The 22,021-nt window shown below is 71.2% G+C and carries 19 protein-coding genes and 1 pseudogene; 7 read left to right on the forward strand and 13 right to left on the reverse strand.

The genetic code is table 11. The features are described from left to right. Positions 1-2,871: DNA translocase FtsK (locus MKK55_RS21770; protein ID WP_409566103.1), on the reverse strand; the 2,871-nt coding region annotated here is incomplete at its 3' end. A gap of 174 nt (positions 2,872-3,045) precedes the next feature. Here MKK55_RS21770 and MKK55_RS21775 point away from each other — a divergent pair. From MKK55_RS21775 to MKK55_RS21785, 3 genes are all read left to right on the forward strand, one after another. Then, the gene (locus tag MKK55_RS21775; RefSeq protein ID WP_279596317.1) at positions 3,046-5,133 is read left to right on the forward strand and encodes an NAD(+) synthase; all 2,088 of its coding nucleotides are present in this window, start codon (positions 3,046-3,048) and stop codon (positions 5,131-5,133) included. A 75-nt stretch (positions 5,134-5,208) separates the two neighbouring features. Further along, positions 5,209-5,436: a hypothetical protein gene (locus MKK55_RS21780; RefSeq protein WP_147725599.1), complete on the forward strand. Its 228-nt coding sequence runs from the start codon at positions 5,209-5,211 to the stop codon at positions 5,434-5,436. Positions 5,437-5,529: 93 nt separating this feature from the next. After that, entirely contained in the window at positions 5,530-5,943 is a 414-nt protein-coding gene (locus tag MKK55_RS21785; protein WP_147725600.1) for a PilZ domain-containing protein, read from the forward strand. A gap of 4 nt (positions 5,944-5,947) precedes the next feature. Here the strand turns inward: MKK55_RS21785 and MKK55_RS21790 are convergent, their stop codons facing one another. Then, positions 5,948-6,379, reverse strand: a complete 432-nt coding sequence (locus MKK55_RS21790; RefSeq protein ID WP_243931707.1) for an HIT family protein — start codon at positions 6,377-6,379, stop codon at positions 5,948-5,950. A 149-nt stretch (positions 6,380-6,528) separates the two neighbouring features. On the opposite strand from MKK55_RS21790, the gene MKK55_RS21795 reads away from it, so the two are divergent. Beyond that, a complete protein-coding gene (locus MKK55_RS21795; protein ID WP_147843920.1) occupies positions 6,529-7,512 on the forward strand; it encodes a cation diffusion facilitator family transporter in 984 nt (327 codons plus the stop codon). A 26-nt stretch (positions 7,513-7,538) separates the two neighbouring features. On the opposite strand, the gene MKK55_RS21800 is transcribed toward MKK55_RS21795, so the two are convergent. The 4 genes from MKK55_RS21800 to MKK55_RS21815 all read right to left on the reverse strand — a co-directional run bounded on the left by MKK55_RS21800 (position 7,539) and on the right by MKK55_RS21815 (position 11,669). Beyond that, positions 7,539-8,396 carry an SDR family NAD(P)-dependent oxidoreductase gene (locus MKK55_RS21800; protein WP_243937618.1) on the reverse strand — a complete coding sequence of 286 codons (858 nt, stop codon included), beginning with the start codon at positions 8,394-8,396 and terminating at the stop codon, positions 7,539-7,541. A gap of 40 nt (positions 8,397-8,436) precedes the next feature. Continuing rightward, complete coding sequence (locus MKK55_RS21805; RefSeq protein WP_147752961.1) at positions 8,437-8,616, reverse strand: DUF1328 domain-containing protein; 180 nt, start codon at positions 8,614-8,616, stop codon at positions 8,437-8,439. A 101-nt stretch (positions 8,617-8,717) separates the two neighbouring features. Then, positions 8,718-10,061 (reverse strand): chloride channel protein, encoded by a 1,344-nt coding sequence (locus MKK55_RS21810; RefSeq protein WP_243937604.1) that lies wholly within the window; start codon positions 10,059-10,061, stop codon positions 8,718-8,720. A 219-nt stretch (positions 10,062-10,280) separates the two neighbouring features. Further along, the gene (locus MKK55_RS21815; RefSeq protein WP_243937606.1) at positions 10,281-11,669 is read right to left on the reverse strand and encodes a deoxyribodipyrimidine photo-lyase; all 1,389 of its coding nucleotides are present in this window, start codon (positions 11,667-11,669) and stop codon (positions 10,281-10,283) included. Between the two features lie 579 nt (positions 11,670-12,248). On the opposite strand from MKK55_RS21815, the gene MKK55_RS21820 reads away from it, so the two are divergent. Beyond that, positions 12,249-13,370 carry a hypothetical protein gene (locus MKK55_RS21820; RefSeq protein WP_243937607.1) on the forward strand — a complete coding sequence of 374 codons (1,122 nt, stop codon included), beginning with the start codon at positions 12,249-12,251 and terminating at the stop codon, positions 13,368-13,370. A 96-nt stretch (positions 13,371-13,466) separates the two neighbouring features. After that, entirely contained in the window at positions 13,467-13,850 is a 384-nt protein-coding gene (locus tag MKK55_RS21825) for a response regulator (RefSeq protein WP_243937608.1), read from the forward strand. 18 nt (positions 13,851-13,868) lie between these two features. Here the strand turns inward: MKK55_RS21825 and MKK55_RS21830 are convergent, their stop codons facing one another. The 5 genes from MKK55_RS21830 to MKK55_RS21850 form a co-directional block, all read right to left on the reverse strand. After that, positions 13,869-14,615: a sensor histidine kinase gene (locus MKK55_RS21830; protein ID WP_243937609.1), complete on the reverse strand. Its 747-nt coding sequence runs from the start codon at positions 14,613-14,615 to the stop codon at positions 13,869-13,871. Positions 14,616-14,693: 78 nt separating this feature from the next. Continuing rightward, positions 14,694-15,431 carry a Crp/Fnr family transcriptional regulator gene (locus MKK55_RS21835; RefSeq protein ID WP_147843358.1) on the reverse strand — a complete coding sequence of 246 codons (738 nt, stop codon included), beginning with the start codon at positions 15,429-15,431 and terminating at the stop codon, positions 14,694-14,696. A gap of 82 nt (positions 15,432-15,513) precedes the next feature. Further along, positions 15,514-15,897, reverse strand: coding sequence for a hypothetical protein (locus MKK55_RS21840; RefSeq protein ID WP_243937610.1), 384 nt, complete (start codon positions 15,895-15,897; stop codon positions 15,514-15,516). Between the two features lie 48 nt (positions 15,898-15,945). After that, a complete protein-coding gene (locus MKK55_RS21845) occupies positions 15,946-18,672 on the reverse strand; it encodes a CheR family methyltransferase (RefSeq protein ID WP_243937611.1) in 2,727 nt (908 codons plus the stop codon). 117 nt (positions 18,673-18,789) lie between these two features. Beyond that, positions 18,790-19,902, reverse strand: a complete 1,113-nt coding sequence (locus MKK55_RS21850) for a TRAP transporter substrate-binding protein (protein ID WP_147725609.1) — start codon at positions 19,900-19,902, stop codon at positions 18,790-18,792. Between the two features lie 95 nt (positions 19,903-19,997). Here MKK55_RS21850 and MKK55_RS21855 point away from each other — a divergent pair, with 95 nt between their 5' ends. Then, positions 19,998-20,570: a tyrosine phosphatase family protein gene (locus MKK55_RS21855; protein WP_243937612.1), complete on the forward strand. Its 573-nt coding sequence runs from the start codon at positions 19,998-20,000 to the stop codon at positions 20,568-20,570. A 9-nt stretch (positions 20,571-20,579) separates the two neighbouring features. On the opposite strand, the gene MKK55_RS21860 is transcribed toward MKK55_RS21855, so the two are convergent. Further along, positions 20,580-21,725, reverse strand: coding sequence for a branched-chain amino acid ABC transporter substrate-binding protein (locus MKK55_RS21860; RefSeq protein ID WP_243937613.1), 1,146 nt, complete (start codon positions 21,723-21,725; stop codon positions 20,580-20,582). Between the two features lie 158 nt (positions 21,726-21,883). Further along, positions 21,884-22,021, reverse strand: a pseudogene (locus MKK55_RS21865) (sugar transporter); the annotation flags it as partial.

The following is a 22,021-nucleotide window of genomic DNA, read 5'->3' on the forward strand; positions in this document are numbered from 1 at the left end:
CGGACGCTGCGTCGCCATGATCAGGTGGATGCCCGCCGCGCGCGCCATCTGCGCCAAGCGCTGGATCGCCCCCTCGATGTCCTTGCCGGCCACCATCATCAGGTCGGCCATCTCGTCGACCACGATCACGATGTAGGGCAGGGCCGCGAGGTCCATCGCCTCGTCCTCGAACACCGCCTCGCCGGTCTCGCGGTTGAAGCCGGTCTGGATCGTCCGCGTGATGGTCTCGCCCTTGGCGCGGGCCTCGGCCATCCGGGCGTTGTAGCCGTCGATGTTTCGGACCGCGATCTTGGACATCTTCTTGTAGCGCTCCTCCATCTCGCGCACCGCCCACTTGAGGGCGATGACCGCCTTCTTCGGATCGATGACGACGGGGGAGAGCAGGTGCGGGATGCCGTCGTAGACCGACAGCTCCAGCATCTTCGGGTCGACCATGATCAGGCGGCACTCCTCCGGCTTCATCCGGTAGAGCAGGCTGAGGATCATGGTGTTGATCGCCACCGACTTGCCCGAGCCGGTGGTGCCGGCCACCAGCAGGTGCGGCATGCGGGCGAGATCGGCGATGATCGGCTCGCCGCCGATGTTCTTGCCCAAGCACAGCGCGAGCTTGTGCTTGCTGGCGAAGAAGTCCGGCGCCGAGAGCAGCTCGCGCAGGAAGACCGTCTCGCGGATCTCGTTCGGCAGCTCGATGCCGATGACGTTGCGGCCGGGCACGACCGCGACGCGGGCCGAGACCGCCGACATCGAGCGGGCGATGTCGTCCGACAGGCCGATGACGCGGGAGGACTTGGTGCCGGGCGCCGGCTCGAGCTCGTAGAGGGTCACGACCGGGCCGGGGCGCACCGCGAGGATGTCGCCGCGCACGCCGAAATCCTGAACCGTCTGCTGCAGGTTGAGGGCGTTCTGCTCCAGCACGTCGGCATCGACCTCGGGGCTCTCGCCGGGCACCGGCATGGCGAGGAGATCGAGGGCGGGAAGCTCGTAGTCGGCGTTCTCGACCGAGGCGATGGCGAGGTGCCGGCCGGCGGCGATCAGGTGCGGGCGGCCGACGATCGGCATCGCCGGGGCGGGGATCGCGGGCGCCTGGACGACCGGTTCGGCGTAGGCCTCCACGGGGGCGGGGACCTCCTCGGGCTCGGGGGCCGGCGCGACCGCGACCGGCTCCGGTGCCGGGGCGGCCTTGCCGCGCAGCAGCACGGGACGCGGCGGGATCGGGACGATCACCGGCGGCGCGGCGGCCGGCATCGCGAAGGACGGCTCGAAGGCGTGCGCCGCGAAAGCATGCTCGCTGAAATCCGGCTCGGCGAAATCCGGCTCGGCAAAGTCCGGCTCGGCGTTCTCGAAGCCGACCTCGATCTCCGGCTCGCGGACCTCGGGCAGGGAGACCTCGGGCAGGAACGGTCGCGGCGAGGCGACCGCCGGCTCCATCGCGCGCGCGGGCCGGATCGCTGCGCGGGCGGCCATGGCCGACAGGACCGGTGCACGGCGGATCTCGACGGTCTCGGCAGGCGGCGGAGAGGGGAGGGGGGTTCCGGGTCCGAACACCAGCGACAGGGCCGGGCGGGCGGGCACAATCGGCTCGGCCCCATCCATACCGGCGTCGTCCGAGCGGCCGATGCCGCCCTGGCTGGCGTTGTCCTGACCGTGCGCGGGATGCAGCGGGCGGTCGAAGCGCACGAGGCGGTCGAGGACGTAGACCGGAGCCGGCGGAAGCGAGCGCAGGTGGGAGATGTCGACCGGCACCGAGACGTAGCGCTCGGACGGGACGGACCCGGCCGGCGCGGCGACGGGAGCCGCCTGCGCTGCCTCGGCGCTCGGGTCCGTCTCCGGCATCGCGTCGCGGTCACGACCCTGGGCGGCCTCGGGCTGGATCGCCTCCCAGGCCTCGGCCGAGGACCAGTCGCCGGCCTCGAACCACGGCTGGACGTCCGACCAGTCGGGCAGCTCCGACAGGTCCCGGGCTTCCGCCGGCACGACCGGGGCGGGCGCGGTGTCCACCGACAGCTCGACCGCCGGACGCGCCGGGCGGCGATCGGGCGTGCGGAAGAAGCGGACGCCGGGCGGCGGGACGAAGGGCTGGCGCCAGAGCGGCAGCGGCGGCCCGGGCGGGATCACGCTGGCTTCGGCCGCGGCCTGCTCGGCCTCGGCGGCGGCGCGGGCCGCCTCGGCATCCGCCTGCGCCTGCGCCGCGCGCTCGGCGGCGTCGCGCTCGGCGGCCGCGGCCAGCATCGCGGCCTGGGCCTCGGCCCGCGCTAGGTCGAGGGCGTTGCGCTCGGCTTCCAGCGCGCGCTGGCGGCGCTCCTGCAGGATGGTGTCGGGGGTGCGGGTGTAGCGCACGGCCGAAGGGACGGGCGAAGCGACGGCCGAAGCCGTCCCGGAGCGGTCGGAGGGCCCCGGAACCGAGCGGGCGACGCCGCGCGGCCGGTCGATGTCCTCCGGCGTGATCGCGGCGGGCCGGCGCGGCGAGCGCACGAGCACGCCCGGCGAGGAGGCGGAGGCGTCGATCCGGCTCTCGGGCCGGGCGCCGTCGAGCATGTCGAGGGTCGCCCGGTCGTCGAAGATCTCGGCGGGCCAGGCATGGGCGAACACGGCATCCTGGCCGGCCCGCGAATCGGTCCAGCCGCCGGCATCCGGCTCGGCGCCGCGACCCAGCATCGCGTTCGGCGGCGTGAGCCAGCTCGGCGCCGGCCGGGTGCCGGCGATGGTGTAGCTCGGGCGCTGCGGCCCGCCGACGAGGCGCCGCGTCAGGCTGGCCCGCAACGACATCAGCCGATGGGCCAGCGCGCCGAGCGTGAGGCTCGGGCGGTCGCCGCCGCGGCTGGGGCGAGAGGGGTCGCGATGAGAATAGGGAGGACGTCCCGATGCGCGCATGGGTTCTCAAAAACTCGAAACACGGAAGGCCGTCCCGCCCGGAACGGTCGATCCGAGTTAGGCCGAACGTCGTTAACAGAGCCTTGAAACCGGTCCGGCGCGGGCCGCTGGAGGGGCGGGCCGCCAGGCGGTAAGGTGGCGCGGAACTCCTCCCTCGCGCGGGTCGTGACGCCCTTGGCACCCACCCAACTCCCACGGGACTTCCGGTCCCTCTACGCCCAGGGCTTCGCCCGCGTGGCCGCCTGCACCGGGCGCAGCCATCCGGCGGACCCCGAGCGCAACGCCGACGCGATCCTGGCGCTGGCGCAAGACTGTCACCGGCAAGGCGTCGCGGTGGCCGTGTTCCCGGAACTCGCCCTCTCCGCCTACGCCATCGAGGACCTGCTTCTGCAGGCGACGCTGCTCGATGCGGTCGAGGCGGCGGCGGAACGGCTGATCGCCGCCTCGGCGGCCCTGCGCCCCCTCCTCCTCGTCGGTGCGCCCGCGCGCTGGCGCAACCGGGTCTACAACGCGGCGCTGGCGATCCAGGGCGGCCGCCTCCTCGGCATCGTCCCGAAGATCCACCTGCCGAACTACCGGGAGTTCTACGAGAAGCGCCACTTCGCCTCCGGCGCCGGCATCGCGGCCGAGACGGTGCGCTTCGCCGGGCACGCCGTCCCGTTCGGCGCCGACCAGCTGTTCGCGGCCGAGGACGCGCCGGGCCTGATCGTCGGCGTCGAGATCTGCGAGGACCTGTGGGTGCCCGACGCGCCGGGCATGCACGCCGCGCTCGCCGGCGCCACGGTGCTGGCGAACCTCTCGGGCAGCCCGATCACCGTCGGCCGCGCGGAGTCGCGCGCCCTGCTCTCGCGCGCCGCCTCGATGCGGGGCCTGTGCGCCTACATCTACGCCGCCGCGGGGCTCGGCGAATCCACCACCGACCTGTCCTGGGACGGGCAGACCAGCATCGACGAGAACGGCGTGCGGCTGGCGGAAGGGCAGCGCTTCGCCGCCGGGCCGGTGGCGACGTTCGCCGACATCGACCTCGACCTGCTGGCCCAGGAGCGCCTGCAGGCCGGCAGCTTCGACGACAACGCGCGGCCGGGCTCCCGCCCGGCCTACCGCCGGGCGTCGTTCCGCCTCGATCCGCCGACGGGCGACCTCGGGCTGATCCGGCGGATCGAGCGGTTTCCCTTCGTGCCGGCCGATCCGGCCCGCCTCGCGCAGGATTGCTACGAGGCCTACAACATCCAGGTCGCGGGGCTGGCCCAGCGCCTCGAGGCCACCGGCACCCGCAAGGCCGTGATCGGCGTCTCGGGCGGCCTCGATTCGACCCACGCCCTCATCGTGATCGCCAAGGCGTTCGACCGGCTCGGGTATCCGCGCTCGGACATCCTGGCCTATACCCTGCCGGGCTTCGCCACCTCGGAGGCGACGAAGGGGAACGCGCACGCGCTGATGCGGGCGCTCGGCACCACCGCGGCCGAGATCGACATCCGACCCGCCGCGCGCCAGATGCTCGCCGACATGGGCCACCCCTACGCTGCGGGGGAGGCGGTCTACGACGTCACCTTCGAGAACGTGCAGGCGGGCCTGCGCACCGACTACCTGTTTCGGCTGGCCAACCACGCCGGCGCGATCGTCGTCGGCACCGGCGACCTGTCGGAGCTGGCGCTCGGCTGGTGCACCTACGGCGTCGGCGACCAGATGAGCCACTACGCCGTCAACGCCGGGGTGCCCAAGACCCTGATCCAGCACCTGATCCGCTGGGCGATCGCCTCGGGCCAGTTCGGCACGGAGGAGGGGCGCGTGCTCAGCGCGGTGCTCGACACCGAGATCTCGCCCGAGCTGGTGCCCGCCGAGGCCGACGCGGCGCCACAGAGCACCGAGGCCACGATCGGCCCCTACGCGCTGCAGGACTTCACGCTGTTCTATACGCTGCGCCACGGCTTCCGGCCCTCGAAGATCGCGTTCCTGGCCCTGCATGCCTGGGGCGATGCGGCGGCCGGCGCCTGGCCGCCGGACTTTCCCGCCGACAAGCGCGTCGCCTACGGCCTGCCCGAGATCCGGCGCTGGCTCGGGGTGTTCCTGTCCCGCTTCTTCGGGTTCAGCCAGTTCAAGCGCTCGGCCTTGCCGAACGGGCCGAAGGTCTCTGCCGGGGGCGCCCTCTCCCCGCGCGGCGACTGGCGTGCGCCGTCCGACGGCTCGGCCCGGATCTGGCTCGACGAGCTGGAGCGCAACGTCCCCGAAACCGGATCGACACAAACCGGACAGAGTGTGTGATTAACCACACGGTCAAGCCGGATCGTCGGGTACGACGGATCCGGCCAGAGGGGTCGGCCGAGCGGAGATTCTCCGATGCAGAGCTACAACCTGTTCCGCCTGAAGAGCGTCGAGGGTCTGTGCTGCGCCGTTCCCGAGTCCAGCCGCGTCCCGAGCTTCCTCGGCGGCGGCCGCTGGACCTTCGGGGGCAAGCTCGACGAGAGCTCGGGTCTCCCCCTCGATTTCGACGGCCGCGCCGCGCAGACCGGGGTCCGCTTCAACGGCTTCTACCTGTTCCAGACCGTAGACCGGCGCTTTTTATAGGTGAGCCGGGCGGAGTCGGCGATCGCGGCGAGCATTCCTTAAGGGGCGCCGTGGGACGATCGAGCCTGAATTTTCGGTCCTGAGGCTCGTTTCATGTCGTCGGAGAATCGCAACGAGGTCCGGCAGAGGGTGTTCCTCAAGGGACGCATCCTGTTCAACAACGGCTCCTCGAGCATGGATTGCCTCGTGCGGGACTTCTCCTCGACGGGTGCGCGTCTCGTGCTCAGCGAGACCGCGACGCTGCCGGAGATGTTCGACCTCTTCATCCCGCAGAAGGAGCGGACCTACCGCTCGGCGATGCGCTGGCGGCGCGCCGACGGCGTCGGGATCACCTTCGCGGTCGAGACGCCCAAGGCCGCGCCGGCGGTGCCCGCCGCCGAACCTGCAGTGGACGAGACCTCCATCGCCTTCCTGCTCCGCCGCGTGAGCGAGCTCGAAGCCGAGAATGCGGCCCTGCGCCGGCTCCTGACCGGGGTGGCGCCGACCGGTGCAGCGACCGCCGCCTGAGGCCTCAGCCCTTCAGGGCGTCGCGGATCCGCTGGGCGTGGTCCGCGAGCACCGCCGGATCGGCCATCCCGCCCTCGTGGCGCTGGAGCGGCACGCCCTCGAAGCGGGGCACGACGTGGACGTGGAGGTGGAACACCGTCTGCCCCCCGGCCGCCTCGTTGAACTGGAACACCGTCAGCCCGTCCGCCTTGAACGCCGCCTTCACCGCCCGTGCGACCGTCTGCACGCTGGCGGCGAGCGCGGCGAGCGAAGCGGGCTCGGCGTCGAGCAGCCCGCGCGCGGGCGCCTTCGGGATCACCAGGGTGTGGCCGGGGCCCTGGGGCATCACGTCCATGAAGGCTAAAGTGTCGGCGTCCTCGTAGACCCGGTGCGCCGGAATCTCGCCGCGCAGGATCTTCGCGAAGATGTTGTCGGCGTCGTAGGTCGTATCCGGCATGCAGGCACCCGTGGTTGCGGCATCCAGGATGCACCGGCCCGCCTCCGGCGTCCACGCCGCCGGAACTCCCCGGCGGTCCATGCGCTTGTGGTCGGATCGCTGCGGCCCAGCTGCGATCCGACCCGGCGATCGGACAGGACCCCACACGCATGGCACATGAGAGCACCGGCGCCATCTACACCGCCGCCGGCGCCAACCTCGCCATCGCCGTGGCGAAGTTCGTCGGCGCCTTCCTCACCGGCTCGACCGCCATGCTGGCCGAGGGCGCGCATTCGGTGGTGGACACCGCCAACCAGATCCTGCTGCTCGTCGGCCTGAAGCGCGCAAAGAAGCCGGCGGATGCCAAGCACCCGTTCGGCTACGGCCGCGAGGTTTACTTCTACGCCTTCATCGTCGCGCTGCTGATCTTTCTCGGCGGCGGCATCTTCGCGATCTACGAGGGCGCCCACAAGATCCGGCACCCCGAGCCGGCGGCCGACGCGAGCCTGTTCGGCTACCCGCTGCCGGGGTTCTGGGTGAACGTCGCCATCCTCGGCTTCTCGGTCGCGGCGGAGGGCTATTCCTGCTTCGTCGCGATGCGCGCGTTCTGGGCCGAGAAGGGCGACCGCTCGCCGCTCAGCGCGATCCGGCGGAGCAAGGACCCGGCGCTGTTCACCATCCTGGTCGAGGACGTCGCCGCCCTCATCGGCCTGGTCATCGCGTTGACCGGCGTGGTGCTGGCGCACGTCCTCGACAGGCCGGCCCTCGACGGATGGTCGTCGGTCGGCATCGGCCTCGTGCTGGTCGGGATGGCGATCTTCCTGATGATCGAGACCCACGGCCTCCTGATCGGCGAGGCCGCCGACCCCGAGGTCGTCGCGGCGATCCAGGAGGTGGTCGGCGCGGAAGCGGGGGTGAACACCGTCAACGAGGTGCTGACCCAGCACATGGGCCCATCCGACATCCTGGTGAACGTCAGCCTCGACATGGCCGACGACCTCAGCGCGGGCGAGGTCGAACGGGTCTCGGCGCGCCTCGACCGCGACCTGAAGGCCCGCGTCCCGAACGTGACCCGCGTGTTCATCGAGGCGCAGGCGCGCGCGGCATCCGTACCCGCGATGGGCAGGGTCGCCGCCGAGGCGACGGGCGGCTGACGGTGCGGGAAAAGGTCGGGTGCGCCCTACCGTGGCGCGTGCCCGATCTGCTGCAGGCTCAGCGCCCAGGTCCGCTCCTGCACGCGCTCGTCGCGGCTGTGGCGCGACGACCCCGTCTCGCGGCTGCGCGCGAAGTAGCGGCCGCTCACGCCCTCGACCGCCGGCGCGGTCGCCACGTGCAGCGTCGTCGTCGCGCCCTCGGCGGGCTTGGTGAGGAACGGCCGGATCAGGTTCCAGGCGAAGCCGAACGCGCCCCCGGTGTTCTTGGCGAAGCCGGTATCGATCACCCCCGGATGCAGGGCGTTCACCGTGACGGGCGTGCCGGCGAGGCGGCGGGCCAGCGCGTAGGTGAACAGCACGTTGCCGAGCTTGGCCTGCGCATACGCCCGCATCGGGCCGTAGGAGCGTTCGGCCTGGAGATCGTCGAAGGCGATGCGGCCGCGGGTGTGGGCGGCCGAGGCCACGTTGACGATCCGCGACGCGGCGCCCGGCCGGCCGGAAGCTTTCAGCAGGTCGAGGAGCTCGAGGGTGAGCAGCACGTAGCCGAGATGATCGAGGGCCCAGGTGCGCTCCAACCCGTCGACCGTGACGAGGCGACGGTCGAAGATCGCGCCGGCGTTGTTCACCAGCACGTCGAGGCACGGGTAGGCGGCACGGACTTCGCCCGCCAGGCGCCGGATCTCGGCCTGCGACGAGAGGTCGGCGACGAAGGTGTCGACCGCCCCCCCGGGCACCGCGGCAGAAATCGCGCGCGCCGAGGCGGAGACCTTCCCCGCGTCCCGGCCGACGATGCCGACCCGGGCGCCGGCTTTCGCCAGCCCCAGGGCGGTCTCGTAGCCGATCCCGGAGGTGGCGCCGGTGACGAGGCAGGTGCGCCCGTTCAGGACGGCGCCCGGCCGCGGGTCCGAGGCCAACGTCCGGGCCTCAGAACACCGCCTGCCCGACGGCGAAGGCGATGACCACGATGACGATGGCGATGACCAGGAAGATGCCGAACAGGATGCGGGCGAGCGATCCGGCGCCCGAGGCGATCCCGGTGAAGCCGAGGCCGCCGGCGATCACCGAGACGACGAAGCAGATGAGGGCCCATTTGAGAAGGGTCATGCCGAACACTCCGGAACGAACCGGCGAACGGCCGGCAGGGAAGGCGACCGATCAATGCGGGCCAAGCTCAACCGTTCCCGCCCGCGCGCGCGTTCGATCCGTTATTTCTCGCCCTCGATTCGCGTCTCGTCCTTCGCCGGCTCGGCGCGCGCGAGCATGATCTCGGCGAGCGTGTGGTACAGCCCGGTGCGGCAGACCGTCTTCGAGGCGGCGTCGGCGAGCACCGCCGCGATCATCAGCGGGATCATCATCGCATGGTCCTGGGTCATCTCGGTGACGATGACGAAGGCGGTGATCGGCGCCTGCAGCACGCCGGCCAGGTAGGCGACCATGCCGGTGAGCACCAGCGCGCCGATCGGCACGCCCGGGAAGACGTCCTGCAGCATGCCCCCGAGGCCGGCCCCGACCGCGAGCGAGGGCGCGAACAGGCCGCCGGGGATCCCGCTGATCGCCGACAGGGCGGTGGCGCAGAACTTCAACGGCGCGAAGTCGAGCCGCGCCGCGGAATCGCCGTGCAGCAGCGCCTTCGCCTCCTCGTAGCCGGTTCCGTAGATCGACCCGCCCGAGGCGAGCCCGGCGAGCGCGACGCCGAGGCCGCAGAGGCCCGCGAAGGCGATCGGATGCCGGGCGATCCAGCGGCCGGCGCGGCCCGGCAGCCCGCGCGCGAACAGGATGACGAGGCGGCTGAACACGCCGCCGGCGAAGCCGCCCGCTGCTCCGAGGACGACGACGACGAGCCAGCCCTTGCCGAGCGGCAGCGTCACGTCGCTGGTCCCGAAATAGGTGTAGTTGCCGACGAGCCAGAGCGAGGTGAGGCCGGCCGCGACGATGCCGGCGACGATCAGGCCGGACGAGCGCGGCTCGTAGGCGCGGCCGAGCTCCTCGATCCCGAAGACGATGCCGGCCAGCGGCGTGTTGAAGGCGGCCGCGACGCCGGCCGCACCGCCGGCGAGGATCAGGCCGGGCAGCCGGTCCGGCGTCAGGCGCCCGACCGCGGCCATGATCGCCGCGCCGACCTGCACCGTCGGCCCCTCGCGGCCCGAGGAGGCGCCGCAGGCGAGCCCCAGCGTCATCACCACGATCTTGCCGAAGGCGACGCGGAGCGAGATCAGCCGGTGGCGAAAGCCCGGATCGCGGGTGTGGCGCGCCGCGATCACCTGCGGGATGCCGGAGCCCTGCGAGTTCGGGAACACCGTTCGCGCCAGCAGGGCGGCGAGCGCGAAGCCGGCGGGCGTCACGACGAGCGCCGCCAGCGGCGATACGCCGACGAACGCCTTGAAGCCGACCTGCGCCGCGTCGGCGCATCGCGCCATCAGGACGGCGGCGAGGCCGACGCAGATGCCGCCGACCAGGAACAGCAGCCGTCCGCGCCAGAGCGGATAGGCCCCGATCGAGGCGCTGCGCAGGCGCGCGATCGACGCGCGGGTGCGGAAACGGGGCGGCATGGCGCGAGAACTCGACACGGACGGGGCACGCTCGCCTCGGCAAGCCGACCGGAGCCGGGTTGCGTCAGCCCCCGTGGCTTAAAGCATTTTCGAACGCGGTGAATGGCGGCTCGCGTGAGAAAAATGCGACTTCACGACAAGGAAGAGCATGTTCCCCGATCCGGTGATCTTGGAACATGCTCCCGCGAGGAGCTTGCTATGCCCCGAGGGGCAGGGCGGCTATTTCTCCGCCGCGCAGAGCGTCTCGACGGTCTTCACGTAGGACTTGGCATCGAACTTCTTGAGCGAGTTCTCGCTCTGATAGCGCACGGTGCCGAACACCTTGCGGCGTGCCCACGGGCGGTCGTGCAGGCCGTAGACCCAGGCGACGTTGGTGAACGAGTTCGCATCGCGCCCGTCGAGGAAGTAGCGGTTGTTGATCCGCAGCGTCCGCTCGAAGCCGACCTTCGGCGAGGGCGACCATTCGAGGATCTTCTTGCCCCAGTACATGCGCAGCTGGTTGTGCATGTAGCCGGTCTCGCGCATCTCGGCCTGAGCGGCGTTCCAGTAGCGGTCGTGGGTCTCGCCGGCCGCGAGCTGCGCTTCGGTGTAGCGGTAGGGCCGCGGATCGTCCGCGTGCTCGGCCAGCGTCTTCTGCGCCCAGTCCGGCACCGCCTTGGCGTAGTCGTCGTAGCCGTCGGTGTAGAACACGTGGTTGGAGGCGAGCTCGCGCCGGACGATCAGCTCCTCGAGATACGCCCCGCGGTCGTCGCCGTCGCCGTCCTTGGCTGCGCGCACGGCGAGCGCGATCTCCACCGGCGAGATCTGGCCGAAATGCAGGTAGGGGCTCATGTGCGAGGCGGCCGCCGCCTCGGGCCGGTTGCGGCCGTTGCCGTAGCCGGACAGCCCGTCCGCCAGGAACGCCTTAAGGCGCTTGCGGGCCTGGGTCTCGCCGCCGACGAAGCGCTTCACCGGTGCGATCTCGGTGTCGAGGCTCATGCCGGCCAGGACCTTCATCGGGTCGGACACGTCGATCTCGCTCGCGAGCTTCAGGCCGTCGGCCCCGTGCGCGACCTTGCGGGCCGAGAGCGGCTCCAGGAAGTCGTCCCAGAGCTTGTGCAGCTTGGGCCGAAGCGTGCGGGCGGCGAACTCGTGCTTGGAGGAGGCGACCTCGACCGGCACCACGACGTCGCCCTCGACCTGGACGACGCGGGCCTCGACCGCCTTCGCGATCTCGCCGTACCAGCGCTTCTGGATCGCGAGGTAGCCGCGATCGAGCACGAGGAGCGCCGCGTCGCGGGCGAGGTCGATGGCGATCTCGGCGGGCGAGGCCTTGCGCATCACGAAGCCGACGCCGCGCTTCTCCAGGCCTGCCTTGGCGTCGGCGAGCCCCTGCAGCAGGAAGGCGTAATGCCGGGCGTTGGCCTCGGGGAACCCGTTGGCGCCGTCGAGGAGCCCGAAGCAGGCCACCACCGGCAGGCCGAAACGGTTGCCCTCCTCGATCGCGAATTCGAGCGCCGGATTGTGATGCGCCCGGTTCGCCTGCTGCAGCAGGTAGAGCACGTAGGTGCCGCCCTGCCGCGGTGCGGCATCGTTGAGGACCCGGAAGCGCTTTTCGTGAATCGCCATGTCGTCGCGTCGTCCCCGCCGGCTCGCATCGCGGAACCGTGTCGGCTCAGCTAGAGCGTGGAGCGCGATCGTCCCGCTGCGCGCGAGACGCGATCGCAAGCGGTCCCGCCCGCTTCGATGCTCCGGCGGGGGTGCTCAAAACTTGTGTCTTGTCAGAGACTTACCGATAATCGACCGGCGGCAGCCCGGCCATCGAAGGCCGAAAAACGGCTGCGCGCGCCTGCGACATTTTCAGCACATGCCGCGATCGACCCGAGCTCGCCTGCGAGAAACGACAGGATCACTGACCGAAACCCCTTGCATTTCCGATCGGGAGGATCAGATTGTGCAGCGCGGGATGGCGATGGCGTCGCGGTCCTGTTGCCCTTCTTGGGCGTTTCCTCCCTAGACTTCGGGCCGCTCCTTCGGGAGTGGCCTTTTTTCTTGGGCGCGATCGTCGCGAGGCGCTGCGCCCGACGGTTGTGGTGGATCTGTCACCCGTCGCGCCGCGCCGACACCCCCGCCCCCTGGCCTCCCGCCGAGACCCGCCGCAGACTGAGCCCGCAGGCGCCGGAAGTGCGCCGCCGGGAGGAGATCCACATGCGCAAGCTCGGCGAGACGCTGGCGGTCGGGCTGTTCTGGGCCGCGACGGCGGTCGGTCCGTGCGGTGCCGTCGAGGTGCCGACCTTCGAGGTCGACCCGGCCTGGCCGAAGCCGCTGCCGAACGACTGGATTATGGGGCAGGCGGCCGGCGTCGCGGTCGATGCCCAGGACCATGTCTGGGTGGTCCAGCGCCCGCGCACGCTCACCGACGACGAGAAGGCGGCGAGCCTCGATCCGCCGCGGACCAAGTGCTGCAAGCCGGCGCCCCCGGTCCTCGAGTTCGACCAGGCCGGCACGGTGCTGCGCTCCTGGGGCGGGCCGGGGCAGGGCTACGACTGGCCCGAGAACGAGCACGGCATCCAGGTCGATCCGAAGGGCTTCGTCTGGATCGCCGGCAACGGCGCGAACGACGGGCAGCTGCTCAAGTTCACCGCCGACGGGCGGTTCGTGATGCAGATCGGCAAGTCCGGGCCGCAGACCGACAGCCGCGACACCAGCCGGCTCGGCAAGCCCGCCAACGTCGACTTCGACGCGGCCGCCAACGAGGTCTACGTCGCCGACGGCTACTACAACCACCGCATCATCGTGTTCGATTCCGAAACCGGGGCGTTCAAGCGCATGTGGGGCGCCTACGGCCGGCCGCCGACCGACGACAAGCTGCCGCCCTACGATCCCGCCGCCGCCCCGTCGCAGCAATTCGCCAACCCGGTCCACTGCGTGAAGATCGCACGCGACGGGCTCGTCTACGTCTGCGACCGGACCAACGACCGCATCCAGGTCTTCAGGAAGGACGGCAGCTTCGTGAAGGAGATGTTCGTCGAGACCAACACCCGCGCCAACGGCTCGGTCTGGGAACTCGCCCTATGGCCCGATGCCGACGAGAGCTTCCTCCTCAACGCCGACGGGGCGAACAACGAGGTCCGCACCCTGTCGCGCGCCACCGGGAAGACCCTCGGCGCCTTCGGCCGCAACGGGCGCGGCGCTGGGCAATTCCACTGGGTCCACAACCTTGCCGTCGACTCGCGCGGGAACGTGTTCACGACCGAGGTCGACACCGGCAAGCGTGCGCAGAAATTCCTCGCCTCCGGCACCTTCGTGCTGCGCAAGCGCACGCCCTGACCGCCGGACGCGCCCGCCGCGCGTTCACGGCCGCTTTCTCGCGCGGATCCGTGCGATACTGTCGCCGGATACGAGGCTGGAAGAACCGTAAGCACGATGGACCCCTTCGGCCACCGAACCGTGCCGGCTCCGCTGGCCAAGCGCCGCGTCCTGCTCGTCGAGGACGACTACTTCATCGTCTCCGACCTGATGCGCAGCTTCGAGGCGGGGGGCGCCGAGGTGGTCGGGCCGGCCGCCACCGTCGCCGACGGCCTGACGCTGCTCGCCGAGACGCGCCACCTCGATGCCGCCGTTCTCGACATCAACCTGCAGGGCGAGATGGTCTTTCCGCTGGCCGACGCGCTGGCGGCACGCGGCATCCCCTTCGTCTTCGCGACCGGCTACGACCGGGAGATGGTGCCGCCGCGCTACGCCGACGTCGCCCATTGCGAGAAGCCGGTGGAACCGGGCGCGATCGCCCGCGCGCTGTTCGGGGCCTGACCGTCCGATCCAAACAACCTACGCGTCGAGCCCGTCCTCGTCCGCCGACGGGTCGGGCACGATGCCGATCCTCGGCACCAGAGCGAAGCGGATCGCGCAGCGCAGGCCGCCGGGAGCGTAGGCCAGAGTCGTCTCCGCGCCGAACTCGTAGCGCAGCGTGTGCTCCAGCATCTCGGTGCCGAAGCCGCAGCGCGCGGGCTCGGCCGGCAGGTCGTGCAGCCCGGTCTCGGTCCAGGTGAGCGACAGGATCGGTGCCGCCGCGCCGGGCTCCAGGCGCCAGGCGACGGCGATGCGGCCGTCGGGGATCGTCAGCGCCCCGTATTCCATCGCGTTGTTGGCGAGCTCGTGGGCGGCGAGCGCGAACACCTCGGCGGCGCGGGGCGCCAGCAGAACCTTCGGCCCCTCGATCGCGACCTGCTCGCCCTCGCGGGCGAGGAGGGCCAGCAGCTCGTCGGCGAGGATCGAGTGCAGGTCGATGCCGCAGGACGGGGCGGTGATCCCCGCGCTCTGCACGCGGGCGATCGCCCCGAGGCGGCCGTCGAGGCGCATCAGGCACTCCTCGACGCTGCGATCGGTGTCCGCCGAGCGCCGGATGATCGCGCGGATCATCGCCAGGGTGTTGCGGGTCCGATGGAGGACCGCGACCATCGCCGGTGCGGTCGAGGTCGCCGGCGGCGACCCGAGGTCGAGCCCGGCCGCGCCGAGGTGCCGACGCAGGGCTGCGTTCTCGGCCTCGAGCGCGGCGATCCGACCGTCGATGGTCATCGGGCCCCGGTCCCTGCGAAGCGGTCGCTTCGTTCCGGGGCAGCTTGGCAGGTCTCGGCGTCCGGTGCGAGGCCGTCCTCAGTTCGCATCGAGATGCGCGCCCTCGTGATCGAGGTGGAGGTATCCGGGGTCGAACAGGGCGAGCGCCATCAGCGCCGGCAGGTCGTGGATCGTCACGCGTCGGCCCTTCCAGGTGATCTGGCCCGCGCCGCGCAGCTCCTGGAGGGTTCGGTTCACGTGGACGCTCGACAGGCCGAGGGTGTCGGCAAGGTCGGCCTGTGTCACCGGCAGGTCGTAGGCCGTCCCCTCGGTGAGGCCGACCGCGCGCAGGCGCAGATACAATTCGCAGAGCAGGTGGGCAAGGCGCTCGACGGCCGAGCGCTGCCCGAGGCTGACGGTCCATTCCCTTTGAACGGCGGCGTTGTGCAGCATCTCCCACCACAGCGTCTCGGCGATGCGGGGCGAGGCCGCCGTCATGCCCTCGATGGTCTCCTGCGTGATCCGGGCCAGCGTCACCGGCGTCAGGGAGGCGACGGCGTGATCCATGCGGCGCAGGGTGAAGATGTGCGGGTCGCAGAGGTCGCCCGGCAGGAAGAACGCGATGATCTGCCGGCGCCCGTCCTGCAGCTGCTTGTAGCGGCAGGCCCAGCCTTCCAGGACGAGGTTCACGGCCCGCGGCTCGTCGCCCTCGTTGATGATGTCCTCGCGCGCGCCGAGCCGGCGGAGGTTCTGGGCGGTCGCGTCGGAGAGCGCCTTCCGATCCGCCAGGGAGAAGCGGGTGAAGTTCTCCAGCTTCCGAATGAAGGGATTGTTCATGCCGTCTCGAACCTGGCCGCCGCGCAGGCCGCGCCGGTCACGCCGCCTGACGGATACAGGTGTAACCTCTTGACGCTACAACTCATAGGGGCATCTCGATGCGGCAACGGACACCGTCCGTCCCGAGCTCGAATCGGGCCTGGGCGCGAAGGCTGTAGCTCAGGGCCTTCTCGATCAGGTCGCGCCCGAAGCCGCGGCGCTCCGGAGAGGCCGGCATGACGACGCCGCTCTCGATCCAGTCGAGGACGAGCAGCCGCCCGCCGGCGGGACTCGCGCCCAAGGTCCATCCGATCGCCAAGCGCGCCTCGGCCTGCGCCAGGGCACCGTGCTTGACCGCGTTGGTGGCCAGCTCATGCAGCGCGAGGGCGAAGGTCTGGACGTGCTCGAAGTCGAGGGCGACGGACGGCCCCGAGACGGTGATCCGGTCGTTCTCCTCGCCGCCATGCGCATGCAGCTCGAGCCGCACCACCTCGGCGAGGTCGACCGCACCGCTGTCGGAGCGGCCGAACAGGCCCTACACCCGGCCGAGCGCCTTCAGCCGCTCGGCATAGCCCTCGACCGCCGGCCCGGTCCCGAGGGTCTGGCGGGCGATCGACTGGACCACCGCCAGGAGGTTGCGCGTCCGGTGCTGCAGCTCCGCGACCAGGACGCGCTGGCTCATCTCGGCGCGGGCGAGCACGGTGACGTCCATGAAGCTGACGACGACGCCCTCGATCCGGTTCTCGCCGTTCCGGTAGGGCGCGAGCCGCACCAGGAAGCGTGCGGCGTCCTTGCCACGGTCGATCTGCCGCTCGATCGTGTCGCTGCCCCGCATGATCGCGGCGACGTCCTCGGCGAGGTTCGGCAGCGTCAGCCGGCCGGCGAAATCGGTGATCGGGCGGCCGCGGTCGCTCGGCAGGATGTTGAAGATCTCCGTCACCGCCGGGGTGTAGCTGCGGATCACCAGCTTCGCGTCCAGGAACACCGTCGCGATGTCGGTGCTGGCGAAGAGGTTGTGCAGGTCGGTGTTGGCGCGGTCCAGCGCCTCGACCTTGCCGTTCAGCTCGGCGTTGACCGTGTAGAGCTCCTCGTTGACCGATTGCAGCTCCTCCTTCGAGGCCTCCAGCTCCTCGTTGGTCGATTGCAGCTCCTCGTTGACCGAGACCAGCTCCTCGTTGGAGGATTTCAGCTCCTCCAGCGCGGTCTCGTACTCCTCGATCAGCGATTGCAGGCGCTCGCGGGTCTCGCGCAGCTCGCGCTCGAGCTGGAGCGCGACCTCGTCCTGGGCCGAGACCGAGCGCTTCTGCGCCGCCTCGCGGCTGATCGACGGCCCCTCGTCGCTGAACAGCACCAGGAACAGCGGTTCCTCGGAGCGCTGCGCCACCAGGGGCTCGACGGTCACGGTGACGATCTGCACGCGGCCGTCGTCGCCCTCCACGACGAGCCCCTCGCGCACCGCCTGGGCGTTGGTGTCGACCGCCTCGCGGAACGCCGCCCGGAGCTCGAGCCTGAGGCCCTTGCGCGCCATCGTCAGGAGCTGGCGGGTGGGAAGGCCCGGCGCCGCCTCGAGGTACTTGCCGGTCCGGTTCGAGTAGTAGACCACGTCGCCCTGGCGGTTGACGGCGACGTGGGGCGGCGAGAACCGCTCGAGAACCTGCACCTCGACCGAATGGCGAAGCGCCAGGCTGCTGCTGCCCGACTGACGCGGCCGCAGATCTCCGATCTGGGACATCGCGCGCAATCCGCTGAGGGCGAGCGGAACGCGCGGCTCCGTCGCGTGGTCGGCGCGGCTGCGGAAGATGCGGTGCTTCTTGTCGATCGGCGCGAACAGGTCGGCGAACTGGCTCAGGTTCTCCGACATGCCGAGGAAGAGGAAGCCGCCGGGCTTCAGCGCGTAGTGGAAGGTCGGCAGCACCTGGTTCTGGATGCTGAGCCCGAAATAGATCAGCAGGTTCCGGCACGAGACCATGTCGAGCCGCGAGAACGGCGGGTCGCGGATGACGCTGTGGGGCGAGAAGATGCACAGGTCGCGCACCGGCTTGGTCAGCACGAAGCTCGCACCGTCCCGCACGAAGAAGCGGCGGCGGCGCTCGGGCGAGACGCCGTCGAGCAGCTGCTCCGGATAGCGGCCGGTCCGCGCGACGCCGAGGGCGTGCTCGTCGATGTCGGTGGCGAAGATCTGCACGCGGCAGACCGCGCTCAGCGTCTCCATGTGCTCCAGCATCAGGATCGCGAGCGAGAACACCTCCTCGCCGGTGGCGCAGCCCGGCACCCAGACCCGGACGGTCTGGTCGGCGCCGCGGCCCTCGAAGAGCTTCGGGATGACGCGCTCGCTCAGGACGGCGAAGGCGTCGGCGTCGCGGAAGAACGTGGTCACGTTGATCAGGAGGTCGCGGAACAGGGCCGAGACCTCGGCCGGATCCCGGCGGAGCCGCTCGACGTAGGCGGCGACGGCCTCGACCTGGAGGATTTGCATCCGGCGCTGGACCCGGCGCAGGAAGGTCTTGGTCTTGTAGCCGCCGAACTCGTGCCCGACCTGGGCGCGCAGGATCGCGTAGATCTCGCCGCGCAGCGCGTCGGGAGACCGGCCGGCCTCGTCGGGACCGCCGCCGGTCAGGATCGCATCGGTCATCGACAGGCTTCGGCGATAGGCGACGAGCTTGTCGCCCATCTCGTGGGAGGGAACGCCGAAATCGACGTACCCGGTCGCGATCGCGCTGGAGGGCATCTCCGGGTGCTGCGGCCCGTCGCCGTTGGCGACCTGGGCCAGCGTAATGCCGCCATGCTCCTTGATCGCCTTGATGCCGAGCGTCCCGTCCGAATCGCCCCCCGACAGGATGACGCCGCCGGAATGCTCGCCCTGGTCGGCCGCCAGCGCGCTGAGGAAGATGTCGACCGGGTGCCGCTCGCGCTGGTCGGCGCCCTGGCGCTGCACGACGAGGATCCCGTTGCGGATGCCGACGACGGCATCGGCCGGCAGGACGTAGACGTGGTTCTCCGCGACCGCGTGGCCGTCGGCGGCCACCTCGACCGGAAGGTCGGTGAACCGCGAGACGATCTCGTGGAGGACGCTCTCGCGCCACGGACTCAGATGCGTCACGATGACGATCCCGAGCCCCGGTAGGCTCGGCATGCCGCGGAAGAAGCCCTCCAGCGCCTCGATCCCGCCGGCGGAGGCCCCGACGCCGACGATCAGGCAACGCCCGGAGCGCTCCGGCACGTCGTCGAAGGTCTCGGGAACGAGATCGTCATCGGGCATCATCGAACGCTGTTCCGCGACAGTTTCGGCGCGATCCCGCGACGGCTTGGGACTTGCAGCCGCGGGCAAACCTCCGAGGATCGCAATCTTGCCACGAAAACCGAAACCGCGGCACCGCGCTTATCCGCGCGCCCGCGCACGGATCATGAAATTGTCGTAGGTATACTCCGCCACCTGAAACCAGAGATATTCCTCGTTGCGGAAGGTCTTCATCGCTTCGTAGATGCGGCGGAAGTCCGGGTTCTTGCCCGCGATCTCGGCGTAGACGTCGTTGGCGGCCTTCAGCGCCGCCTCCATCACGTCCTGCGGGAACGGGCGGAGCTGCGCCCCGGTCGCCACCAGCCGGCGGAGCGCACCCGGGTTGCGGGCGTCGTACTTGGCCTGGACGTCCGCGGCGACCTCGGCCGAGGCCGCCTGGAGGATTGCCCGGTAGGGCTTGGGCAGCGCCTTCCACGTCTCGGCATTGAGCCAGAAGTGCAGCATGGCGCCGCCCTCCCAGAATCCGGGATAATGGTAGATCGGCGCGGCCTTCTGCAGGCCGAGGCGCTCGTCGTCGTAGGGGCCGATCCACTCGGCGGCGTCGAGGCGCTTGGCCTCGAGCGCGGCCGCGATCTCCGGCCCCGGGACCGCCTGCGGCACGGCGCCGAGCTTGGCCAGGACCTGCGCCCCGAGGCCGCCGATGCGGATCTTCAGGCCCTGGAGGTCGGCGACCGTCTTGATCTCGCGCCGGAACCAGCCGCCCATCTGGGCGCCGGTGTTGCCCCCCGGCAGGCTCGCCAGGCCGTTCTTCGCGAGCAGGTCGGCGAACAGGTCGTTGGCGCCGCCGGCGAGCCACCACGCGTTCTGGCCGCGGGCGTTGAGGCCGAAGGGCAGCGCGGTCGCGAGCGCGAGCGTCGGATCCTTGCCGGCCGCGACGGTGGCCGGCCCGTGCCCCATCTCGACGGTTCCGGCCGCGACCGCATCGAGAAGCCCGTCGGCCGGCACCGGCTCGCCGGGTCCCGTCACCTGGATCGCGAAGCGGCCGTCGGTCGCCTCGCCGACGATGCGGGCGAGCGTCTCCGACGCGCCGAACAGGATGTCGAGGTTCTTCGGGAAGGCCGAGGCGAGCCGCCAACGGACCTCGGGACCGCCCTGGGCCGGGGTGGCGGCAAGAGCTGGGGAAGCAAGAGCGGGGGAGGCGAGGGCGGCTCCGAGCCCAGCGGTGAGAAGCGCACGTCGCTTCACGGTCGTCATGGCACCTCCCTCGGCATCGGCTGCGATCCCGCGGCCCCTAGCACGTCCGGTGCGGGTCTCGAAACCGTCGACGTGCCGTGCTAGGCCCCGCCGTCGTGACACCCGCCTCCATCACCCTCCACACCGTCTGCGGACTGGAAGAGCTCGCGCGCCACGGCGACCGCGGCGTCGACCGGGTGCTGTCGCTGCTGGATCCGGGCACGCCGGAGCCGGCGGACTTCGCCGCCTACGGCCCCCATCGGCGCACGACCCTGCACTTCCACGACAGCCTCGGACCGGGCGAGGGGCTCGTCCCGCCGGAGCCCGAGCACGTCGCCGCGATCCTGGCCTTCGGGCGCGACCGCGAGGCGGGACCTGCCGCGCATCTCCTCGTCCACTGCCATTACGGCCTGTCGCGCTCGACCGCGGCGCTGCTGATCCTGATGAGCGACGCCGAGCCGGAGACCGACGCCGAGGTCCTGGTCCGGCGCCTGCACGCGATCCGCGAGCCGGCCTGGCCGAACGCGCGGATGATCGGCTTCGCGGACGCGATGCTCGACCGCCGGGGCACGCTCGACGCGGCGGTGCGGCGCCTGCACAAGCTTCAGCTCGGCGTGCGCCCGCACCTCGCCGAATTGCTGCGCGGCCTCGGCCGCGGGCCCGAGGTCGACGCGGCCGAGGCCGCCTGAGCGGACGGGCTACTTCGGCGCGGGGGTGAAGACGCCGTCCTTCCAGACGTAGAGCACGTAGCCCTGAGCGGTGACGTCGCCCTTTCCGTCGAAGCCGACGGTCCCGAGCACGAGGTCGAAGCGCTCGGCGTGCAGCGTCGCGGCGATGCGCCTGGGGTCCTTCGTGTGGGCGAAGTTGGCCGCCGCGACCAGCGCCTGCAGCGCGGCATAGCCGTAGATCGTCGAGCCCGTCGGGTCGCCGCCCTCGGCCTTGAACGCCTTCACCACCTCGGCCGCCGCCGGCTGGCGGCTCGGGTCGAGGTAGAAGGTCATCAGCACGCCGTTGCTCGCCCCGCCGGCGATCTTGGCGAAATCCGGCGTGGCGATCGCGGAGGTGCCGAACCATTGCGGCCGGAAGCCGCGCTCGGCCGAGATCCGCACGAGCCGGCCCATCTCGGCGGCGTCGCCGCCGTAATAGGCGACCTCGATGCCGGCCGCCTTCAGCCGGTCGGCCAAGGCCGCGTCGTCGGCATCGCTCGGCGAGAAGGCGGAGAGCAGCGCCTCGTTGATGCCGATGCGGTTGAGGTTGTCCTTGGTCGCCGTGGCGAGCGCGCGCGCGGCCGGCGTCAGATCCTGGAGCAAGGCGATCTTGCGGTCGCGGAAGCGCTCGGCCAGCACGATCGCCGAGAGGCGCGCCTGATCGTCGTCGCGGCCGCAGACGCGGAAGATCGTCGGCAGACCGCGATCGGTCAACCTCGCCGAGACCGAGGCCGCGGTGATCATCGCGACGCCGTTCTGGCTGTAGATCTCCGAGGCCGCAAGCGAGGCGTTCGAGCACACGTGCCCGACGACGAGGCCCACGTCGGACCGCACGAAGTGGTTGGCGACCGCCGTGGCGGTGTTGGAATCGCAGGCGTCGTCCTGCACGTCGAGGCGGATGGCCTGCCCGTCGAGGCCGCCCTTCGCGTTGGCGTCGCGGGCTGCCGCCTCGACGCCGCGCAGCACCTGCTCGCCGACCGAGACGTAGGCGCCCGAGCGCGGGACCGCGACGCCGACCACGACGTCGGCGCAGGCGGGAAACACGCTCAGCACCGCCAGCGCGAGGCCGGCACGGAGGCTGCGGATGCGGGACTGGGCCAGGGTCGGGTCGAACCGGGAAGCGCGTCCGATCGTCATCAGGCCCCTTCTCGGCATCGACGCACCTCCGGCACGGCAGCGGACCAAACACCGAGCCGCGTCCCGGACGGCCGCCTGTTTCCGGGAAAACCCGCGATCGGGCAAGTCGGCCGGCGACGCATCGCGGACGGAGGCACCGCGTCGGGCGGGGAAAACGCCTACCGTGAGTAGGCGTAGACGGAGGCTGCGGATGCGACGGGGCCTGCGACGGTGGAGAAGACGCTGACGACCTTGGAGACTTCGGTGAAGGGGGCGTTGGAGACGTAGACGAGGTCGCGGTTTCGCATGCGGAAGGC

Source organism: Methylobacterium sp. J-059 (assembly GCF_022829485.1).
Taxonomy (GTDB): domain Bacteria; phylum Pseudomonadota; class Alphaproteobacteria; order Rhizobiales; family Beijerinckiaceae; genus Methylobacterium.

What these genes read in the sequence shown, in the direction of transcription:
- MKK55_RS21780 (WP_147725599.1), top strand. Translation starts at nt 5,209, where the DNA reads ATGCAGAGCTACAACCTGTTCCGCCTGAAGAGCGTCGAGGGTCTGTGC.
- MKK55_RS21785 (WP_147725600.1), top strand. Translation starts at nt 5,530, where the DNA reads ATGTCGTCGGAGAATCGCAACGAGGTCCGGCAGAGGGTGTTCCTCAAG.
- MKK55_RS21790 (WP_243931707.1), bottom strand. Translation starts at nt 6,379, where the DNA reads ATGCCGGATACGACCTACGACGCCGACAACATCTTCGCGAAGATCCTG.
- MKK55_RS21795 (WP_147843920.1), top strand. Translation starts at nt 6,529, where the DNA reads ATGGCACATGAGAGCACCGGCGCCATCTACACCGCCGCCGGCGCCAAC.
- MKK55_RS21805 (WP_147752961.1), bottom strand. Translation starts at nt 8,616, where the DNA reads ATGACCCTTCTCAAATGGGCCCTCATCTGCTTCGTCGTCTCGGTGATC.
- MKK55_RS21810 (WP_243937604.1), bottom strand. Translation starts at nt 10,061, where the DNA reads ATGCCGCCCCGTTTCCGCACCCGCGCGTCGATCGCGCGCCTGCGCAGC.
- MKK55_RS21815 (WP_243937606.1), bottom strand. Translation starts at nt 11,669, where the DNA reads ATGGCGATTCACGAAAAGCGCTTCCGGGTCCTCAACGATGCCGCACCG.
- MKK55_RS21820 (WP_243937607.1), top strand. Translation starts at nt 12,249, where the DNA reads ATGCGCAAGCTCGGCGAGACGCTGGCGGTCGGGCTGTTCTGGGCCGCG.
- MKK55_RS21825 (WP_243937608.1), top strand. Translation starts at nt 13,467, where the DNA reads ATGGACCCCTTCGGCCACCGAACCGTGCCGGCTCCGCTGGCCAAGCGC.
- MKK55_RS21830 (WP_243937609.1), bottom strand. Translation starts at nt 14,615, where the DNA reads ATGACCATCGACGGTCGGATCGCCGCGCTCGAGGCCGAGAACGCAGCC.
- MKK55_RS21835 (WP_147843358.1), bottom strand. Translation starts at nt 15,431, where the DNA reads ATGAACAATCCCTTCATTCGGAAGCTGGAGAACTTCACCCGCTTCTCC.
- MKK55_RS21845 (WP_243937611.1), bottom strand. Translation starts at nt 18,672, where the DNA reads ATGATGCCCGATGACGATCTCGTTCCCGAGACCTTCGACGACGTGCCG.
- MKK55_RS21850 (WP_147725609.1), bottom strand. Translation starts at nt 19,902, where the DNA reads ATGACGACCGTGAAGCGACGTGCGCTTCTCACCGCTGGGCTCGGAGCC.
- MKK55_RS21860 (WP_243937613.1), bottom strand. Translation starts at nt 21,725, where the DNA reads ATGACGATCGGACGCGCTTCCCGGTTCGACCCGACCCTGGCCCAGTCC.